This window comes from Rhabdothermincola sediminis, assembly GCF_014805525.1.
GTDB lineage: Bacteria > Actinomycetota > Acidimicrobiia > Acidimicrobiales > Acidimicrobilacustridaceae > Rhabdothermincola > Rhabdothermincola sediminis.
In genome coordinates, this window is the sequence record NZ_JACFSZ010000016.1 from 78,234 (window position 1) to 84,889 (window position 6,656).

Annotated in this window: 8 protein-coding genes, 1 tRNA gene and 1 pseudogene; 6 read left to right on the top strand and 4 right to left on the bottom strand. The window is 72.8% G+C overall.

Annotated elements, in window-relative coordinates:
- Positions 1–43: 43 nt before the first annotated feature.
- Positions 44–1,021 carry a 1-aminocyclopropane-1-carboxylate deaminase/D-cysteine desulfhydrase gene (locus HZF19_RS13175; RefSeq protein WP_208029251.1) on the top strand — a complete coding sequence of 326 codons (978 nt, stop codon included), beginning with the start codon at positions 44–46 and terminating at the stop codon, positions 1,019–1,021.
- 138 nt (positions 1,022–1,159) lie between these two features.
- On the top strand, positions 1,160–1,924 hold the full coding sequence (locus tag HZF19_RS13180) for a CPBP family intramembrane glutamic endopeptidase (RefSeq protein ID WP_208029252.1): 765 nt from the start codon (positions 1,160–1,162) through the stop codon (positions 1,922–1,924).
- A gap of 13 nt (positions 1,925–1,937) precedes the next feature.
- Here the strand turns inward: HZF19_RS13180 and HZF19_RS13185 are convergent.
- Positions 1,938–2,019 (bottom strand) — tRNA-Leu (locus tag HZF19_RS13185).
- Between the two features lie 130 nt (positions 2,020–2,149).
- On the opposite strand from HZF19_RS13185, the gene HZF19_RS13190 reads away from it, so the two are divergent.
- A complete protein-coding gene (locus HZF19_RS13190; protein ID WP_208029263.1) occupies positions 2,150–2,710 on the top strand; it encodes an ATP-dependent Clp protease proteolytic subunit in 561 nt (186 codons plus the stop codon).
- Here HZF19_RS13190 and HZF19_RS13195 read toward each other — a convergent pair.
- Positions 2,703–3,167, bottom strand: a complete 465-nt coding sequence (locus tag HZF19_RS13195) for a hypothetical protein (RefSeq protein WP_208029253.1) — start codon at positions 3,165–3,167, stop codon at positions 2,703–2,705. The two genes, HZF19_RS13190 and HZF19_RS13195, sit on opposite strands and share 8 nt — an antisense overlap.
- A gap of 118 nt (positions 3,168–3,285) precedes the next feature.
- Positions 3,286–3,999 carry a ribulose-phosphate 3-epimerase gene (gene rpe, locus HZF19_RS13200; RefSeq protein ID WP_208029254.1) on the bottom strand — a complete coding sequence of 238 codons (714 nt, stop codon included), beginning with the start codon at positions 3,997–3,999 and terminating at the stop codon, positions 3,286–3,288.
- A 41-nt stretch (positions 4,000–4,040) separates the two neighbouring features.
- Here rpe and HZF19_RS13205 point away from each other — a divergent pair, with 41 nt between their 5' ends.
- The 3 genes from HZF19_RS13205 to HZF19_RS17490 all read left to right on the top strand — a co-directional run bounded on the left by HZF19_RS13205 (position 4,041) and on the right by HZF19_RS17490 (position 5,935).
- A complete protein-coding gene (locus tag HZF19_RS13205) occupies positions 4,041–5,267 on the top strand; it encodes a class I SAM-dependent RNA methyltransferase (protein WP_208029255.1) in 1,227 nt (408 codons plus the stop codon).
- 220 nt (positions 5,268–5,487) lie between these two features.
- On the top strand, positions 5,488–5,733 hold the full coding sequence (locus HZF19_RS17485) for a sigma factor (protein ID WP_372443467.1): 246 nt from the start codon (positions 5,488–5,490) through the stop codon (positions 5,731–5,733).
- On the top strand, positions 5,726–5,935 hold the full coding sequence (locus HZF19_RS17490) for a sigma factor-like helix-turn-helix DNA-binding protein (protein ID WP_208029257.1): 210 nt from the start codon (positions 5,726–5,728) through the stop codon (positions 5,933–5,935). Before HZF19_RS17485 ends, HZF19_RS17490 begins: the two co-directional genes overlap by 8 nt.
- Positions 5,936–5,978: 43 nt before the next feature.
- On the opposite strand, the pseudogene HZF19_RS13220 reads toward HZF19_RS17490, so the two are convergent.
- Positions 5,979–6,656, bottom strand: a pseudogene (locus tag HZF19_RS13220) (hypothetical protein); the annotation flags it as partial.

Here is a 6,656-nt window from a genome sequence, read left to right on the forward strand (position 1 = left end):
TACGACGGAAGCGGTGGCGACCCGGTGCGGTACCTTCCCCGGCGTGAGCCCACCCCAGCGGTTCCCGATCGCGGTCACCCCCACGCCGCTGCAGCCGATGGACCGATTGGGGCGCTCGCTGGGCTTCGACGAGGGCGCGCTGTGGGTCAAGCGAGACGACCTGACCGGCCTCGCCGGCGGTGGCAACAAGGCCCGCAAGCTCGACTACCTGGTCGGCGACGCCCTGGCCCTGGGCTGCGACACCCTGCTCACAGGGGGTGCCGCCCAGAGCAACCACGTCCGGATGACAGGTGCCGCGGCCAGGCGAGCGGGGCTGTCGTGCGTCGCGGTGCTCGGAGGGACGCGACCGGCGGTGCCGGAGGGCAACCTGCTGCTCGACGAGCTGTTCGGGGTGCAGCTCGAATGGGTCGGCACCTACGACGCCGAGCGGCTGGAGACGACCATGGCCGAGGTGTGTGTGCGGCTCGCGGGTGAGGGGCGGCGGCCCTACGAGGTGCCCCTCGGTGGCGCGTCGGACGTGGGCACGCTCGGCTATGTGGCTGCGGCCGCGGAGCTGGTGACCCAGGTGCCGATGGGGGCCATCGTCTACACGGCCACCGGCAGCGGCGGGACCCAGGCCGGTCTTGCGGTCGGCCTCGGTCACCACGACCGGGTACGAGGGGTCGACGTCGGCGCCATCCCCGACGTCGATGAACGCATCGAGGCGCTGGTCACCGCCACCGCGTCGCTGGCCGGGCGCCCCTTCCCCGGCGGGCGGGTCCAGCTCGACCGCACCCAGGTCGGAGCTGGCTACGGGGCGCCCACCCCGGCGGCGGACGAGGCCATCCGGCTGGCGGCGCACCTGGAGGGGCTGGTGCTCGACCCGGTGTACACCGGCAAGGCGTTGGCGGCGTTGATCGCCGATCGCCGGGCGGGGCGGCTGGCCCCGCACCAGCCGACGGTGTTCGTGCACACCGGGGGTCTGCCGAGCGTGTTCACGAGCCGGGTGGCCCGGCGGCTCGCCACCCCGGCCCCGGGCTGAGCCTGCACCGGGCGCCCGGGCAGGCAGACTGGCATCGTGAGCTCGCCCCTCCCGCCGCCCATCACCCCCCCTGGCCCGCCCCCTGCCGGCCCGGGGGGCCGGTCCTGGCCGGCACCCGCGCCGGTGGGTCCGACCGGTGTGCCGGGACCTGCCCCCCGCGCCATCCCACCCGAGATCCGCTGGGGCCTCGGTGACGTGGGATGGGGGTTGCTGCTGTTCTTCACCGGGCAGGTCGCCACGACCCTGCTCGCCCTCGCCCTCATGGCTGCCACGGGTGGCCAGGACACCCTGCGCCCGGACCAGCCCCCGCTGCTGGTGGTGGTGCTGGGGGTCGTCGGCGGCTGGCTCGGGCTGATCGGTTGGCCGGTGGTCGCCACCCGGTTCAAGGGTCAGGGCAGCCTGCGCAAGGATTTCGGCCTGGTCTTCACCTGGGCCGACGTGGGCTGGGGGGTGCTGGCCGGCTTCGCCAGCCTGGCCATCAGCATCCTGCTCAGCCTGTTGTGGGTCGCCATCACCGGCGCGGACGCGCCGTCCAACGCGGGGTTCCTGGCGGAGGTGGGGACCGGCCCGGTGGTCGTGCTCGTGCTCTTCGCCACCATCGCGGTCGGCACCCCGATCGCCGAGGAGCTGTTCTTCCGCGGCCTGCTCATGCGCTCCCTCGGCAAACGCTGGAACGTGCGGGTGGCGGTGGTGGGCTCGTCACTGCTGTTCGGCTCGCTGCACGCCACCGCCGGCACCAGCGTGGGCGGTGCGCTGTTCATCGCCGGGGTCACCGCGCTGTACGGGCTCGTCCTGGCCCTGCTCACCGTGTGGCGGGACGGCCGGTTGGGCGGGGCGATCACCGCCCACTTCGTCATCAACGGCACCCAGGTGCTGTTGTTCTTCGTGGCCGGTGTGCGATGACACGTCCGGCGCGTGCGGGCGGGGGGACTCGAACCCCCACGTCCGAAGACACTGGGACCTAAACCCAGCGCGTCTACCAGTTCCGCCACGCCCGCGTCCGGGGAACGGTAGCGCCCGCTAGCCTTCCCACCCACGTAGGGCTGGCCTCGGGCCATCCTGGCAGCACCCGCAACTCCGAGGAGAACGATGCAGCACCTCCCGCTCGAGCCGCTGGCTCAGGCACCGATGAGCACCGACCAGTCGCAGGAGATCTTCCGGATGCTCCTTCGGGAGCGCATCGTGGTGCTCGGCACCGAGGTCACCGATGCGATGGCGAACCAGATCATCGCGCAGCTCCTCTACCTCGAAGGCACCGATCCCGAGAAGGACATCTGGCTCTACATCAACTCGCCGGGCGGCTCGGTGACGGCCGGTATGGCCATCTACGACACCATGCAGTTCATCCAGCCGGACGTGGCCACCATCTGCATGGGTCTCGGCGCGTCCATGGGGCAGTTCCTGCTGTGCGCCGGCGCGCCGGGCAAGCGCTACTCGCTGCCGCACGCCCGGATCATGATGCACCAGCCTCTCGGTGGGGTGCAGGGTCAGGCTGCGGACATCGCCATCCAGGCGGAGCAGATGGCCTACACCAAGCGGCTCATGGCCGAGCGCATCGCCTTCCACAGCGGCCAGCCGGTCGAGCAGATCGAGAAGGACTCCGAGCGCGATCGGTGGTTCACCGCCGAGCAGGCGAAGGAGTACGGACTCATCGACCACGTGATCGTGCGCCGGGGCGAGATCATCTGAGGCCGGAGTCGATCACGGGGGTCGACGTCTCACGCAGCTGCAGCCCGCACGCCGTCTCGACGTAGTCCTGCAGCGCCTGGCCGGCCGTCCGGACCTGGTCCACACCGGTCTGCTGGTCCTGCAGCACCTGGGCCAGCGCGCGGGCAGGGTCGCCGGACGCGGTGCGGAGGCTGGCTTCGAGGGCCCCGGTGACCCCGACGATCGTCTCCATCGGTGGCCGGATCTCGCCGGGTGCGACCCGGGCGGCAGCGGTCAAGGCATCGACCCGGGCCGCCACCTGCTCCGTGTCGGATGCCGCCAGGCTCTCGTCGAGGCCCGCAGCCTCGGCCATCCGGGCGCAGAAGCGGTCGACGGATGGTTCGGGTGAACGGTGGCGGACCGTGAACGTGGCGGCTGTTCCGATGGCCACCGCGGCGAGTGCCGCGAGAAGCGGCAGGCGGGTGGGCTTGCGCGACACGATCGCTCCTGTGGTGAGGTCCGCCCGCAGCCAGGAGTCGCGAGTATGTCGCGACCGGTCGCCACGATGGTGGCAATCGAGCGCGCGTGGCCGGTCCGGGTGCGCTCGACGCCAGGGGTCAGGCCTGGACGCCGGACCGGGCGGCTTCGGCCAGCGACCGCAGCTCGCTCACCGCGTGCTCGAGGCCCTGCTCGTCGCGGAACAGGGCGCTGCCGGCGACCAGCACGTTGGCCCCGGCGGCGGTGGCGCCGGTCACGGTGTCCGGGCCGATCCCCCCATCCACCTCGAGGTCCACGTCCAGACCACGTTCGAGGATCGTCCGCCGTAGCGACCGCAGCTTGGGCTCCATGCTGGCGAGGTAGCGCTGCCCACCGAAGCCGGGGTTGACGGTCATCACCAGCACCATGGAGACGAGATCGAGGACGTACTCGGCGAGCTGGGGGGGTGAGGCCGGGTTCAGCGCCACCGCGGCCCGAGCTCCCGTCTCGAGCACCTGCCCGAGCACCCGGTGCAGATGGGTGCAGGCCTCGGCGTGGACGATCACCGTCTGGCACCCCGCCTCGACCATGTGCGGCACGAGCCAGGTGGGCTCGTGCACCATCAGGTGGGCTTCGAAAGGCACGCTGACGTGCTCCCGTACCGAGGCGATGACATCCGCCCCGAAGGTGAGGTTGGGCACGAACCTGCCGTCCATCACGTCGAACTGGATGCGGTCGACGCCCGCCTTCTCGAGGGCCAGGCAGGCCTCACCGAGGCGGGAGAAGTCGGCTGGCAGGACCGAGGGCACGATCTCGATCGGTCGGCGGGCGGCGGAGGAGGCGGCGTCGGTCATGTGGCGCCAACATACCGCTCCGGCTGCCTAGCCTCGCTCGGATGGCCGCCGAGGATGACCAGGTGCTGGTGCTGGAGGTCACCGGGCACGCCGTGGGGGGCGAGGCGATCGCCCGTGACGCGAGCGGCCGGGTGGTGTTCGTCGAGGGGGCCCTACCCGGCGAGCAGGTCCGGGCCGCGATCACCGAACAGCGACGCGACTTCGCCCGGGCGCGTCTGGTAGAGGTGCGGCGCGCCGCGCCGGGCCGCGTGGAGCCCCCGTGCCCGGAGCTGGCGCGTGGCTGTGGGGGATGCGATCTGCAGCACCTCGCGGCGGGGTCGCAGGCCGCGCTGAAGGCCGCGGTGGTGGGCGACGCGCTCCGCCGAACCGCAGAGGTGCACGAGCCGGTGGTCCGGGTGGCGCCGCCCCTGCCCGCCGCCGGATACCGCACGAGCGTGCGGGCGGCGGTGCGGGCCGGGCGAGCCGGCTACCGCCGCCGCCGCAGTCACGAGCCGGTGCCGGTCGAGTCGTGCCTGGTCGCGCACCCCCTGGTGGAGGAGCTGCTGGTGGAGGGTCGCTTCGGCGAGGCGGAGGAGGTGACCATCCGGGTGGGGGCCGCCACCGGGGACCGGCTGGTGCTCGCGTCACCCACCGCGTCAGGGGTGTCGGTGCCGGACGGCGTGCTCGTCGTCGGCCGGGACGAGCTGCGCCGGGGCCGGCGGGCACACATCCACGAAGAGGTGAGCGGGCGGCGCCTGCGGGTCTCGGCCCGCTCGTTCTTCCAGTCCAGCCAGGTCGGTGCGGAGGCGCTGGTGGCCGCGGTCCGCGACGCGGCGGGCGTCGGCGCCTCGCCGGTGGTCGGCGGTTCGCCGGGCGAGCCGATCATCGACGCCTACGCCGGGGTCGGTCTGTTCGCGGCCACGGTGGGCGCGGGACTCGACCGGCCGGTGGTGGCCCTCGAGTGGTCCCGATCGTCGGTGGACGATGCCCGACACAACCTGCGGGGCCTCCCGGCTCGGGTCCTGCGCACCGATGTCGCCCGCTGGGAACCGCAGGCCGCGTCGCTGGTGATCGCCGACCCGTCCCGGGCGGGCCTGGGTCGTTCCGCTGTGGCGGTGCTGGCCGCGACGGGCGCCCCCCGGCTGGTGCTGGTGAGCTGCGACGCCGGCGCGCTCGGCCGCGACATCCGGTTGCTGCTGCAGGCCGGGTACGCACTCGGTGACGTGCTGGTCGTGGATCTGTTCCCGCACACCCATCACGTAGAGGTCGTGTGCCGGTTGGATCGCTGACCTCCCACGGCCGGGAATGAGTTTAGTGTTAAATCAGTTGTCGTCGGGGATGCCATCCAGCCCGGCCCCCGAACCCGGTGTGTCTGCCGTGCACCGTGCCGATCTCCACGATCTGGACGACACCACGCTGGTGGGCGCGATCCGCCGGCGTGACCACGCTGCGCTCGCCGAGGCCCACCGGCGTCACGCAGCGGCGGCCCATGCCCTCGCTCGCCGCCTCCTGGGCACGGTCACGCTCGCGGACGAGGCGGTGCAGGAGGTCTTCCTCCGGCTGTGGGACCGACCCGAGCGCTTCGATTCGGCGCGGGGATCGCTGCGGTCGTTCCCGCTCGCGCAGGGCCATGGGCGCTCCCTCGATCTACTGCGGGCCGAGAGCGCGGCACCGGCGGGAGGAGCGCGAGGCAGGCCGGCACCGGACGGTGGCCGACGACCTCGAGCATCATGTCATCGACCTCACGGTGGCTGAGCAGGTCAGGCAGGCCATGGGTGGGCTGGCCACGGGCGAGCGGGCGGCGATCGAGCTGGCGTACCTCGGTGGGTGCACCTACCGGGAAGTCGCGGTGCGCCTCGGGGAGCCGGAGGGCACCGTGAAGAGCCGCATCCGCACCGGTCTGCGGAAGCTGCGGGTGAACCTCGCCGAGGTGGGCTTCGGCGGGCGCGCCGCCTGAGCTGGCCGGGCGGTCCCGAGCGGGCTCCGCCGGCGTGGCCGGGCTACCCGCCGGGGACGGTGACGGTGCGGCAGCCGATGAGGGGGTTGGTGGTGCCGGTGGCTTGGTTGATGGCGTAGGCGCAGAGTTGGTGTTGGCCGGGGGGTAGGGAGCTGATGGTGGTCTGCCAGCCGTGGTTGGGGCCGTAGGCGGGGTAGGCGGCGGCGACGTCGGGTCGGGGGAGGTCGGCGGTGATCGCGGCTCGCCAGGTGCCGTTGAGGTAGAGGTGGATCTGGACGGGGTTGGTGGTGTCGGGGTCGATGGACCAGCCGCCGGTGGTGATGGTGCCGGGCCCGCCGGTGGCGCTGTCGAGGCTGCCGAAGGGGTTGCCGCCGGGGACGGTGACGGTGCGGCAGCCGATGAGGGGGTTGGTGGTGCCGGTGGCTTGGTTGATGGCGTAGGCGCAGAGTTGGTGTTGGCCGGGGGGTAGGGAGCTGATGGTGGTCTGCCAGCCGTGGTTGGGGCCGTAGGCGGGGTAGGCGGCGGCGACGTCGGGTCGGGGGAGGTCGGCGGTGATCGCGGCTCGCCAGGTGCCGTTGAGGTAGAGGTGGATCTGGACGGGGTTGGTGGTGTCGGGGTCGATGGACCAGCCGCCGGTGGTGATGGTGCCGGGCCCGCCGGTGGCGCTGTCGAGGCTGCCGAAGGGGTTGCCGCCGGGGACGGTGACGGTGCGGCAGCCGAT

Bases quoted from the DNA above. Each gene is read 5' to 3' on its own strand.
- HZF19_RS13205 (WP_208029255.1), top strand. From the start codon at position 4,041: ATGGCCGCCGAGGATGACCAGGTGCTGGTGCTGGAGGTCACCGGGCAC.
- rpe (WP_208029254.1), bottom strand. From the start codon at position 3,999: ATGACCGACGCCGCCTCCTCCGCCGCCCGCCGACCGATCGAGATCGTG.
- HZF19_RS13190 (WP_208029263.1), top strand. From the start codon at position 2,150: ATGAGCACCGACCAGTCGCAGGAGATCTTCCGGATGCTCCTTCGGGAG.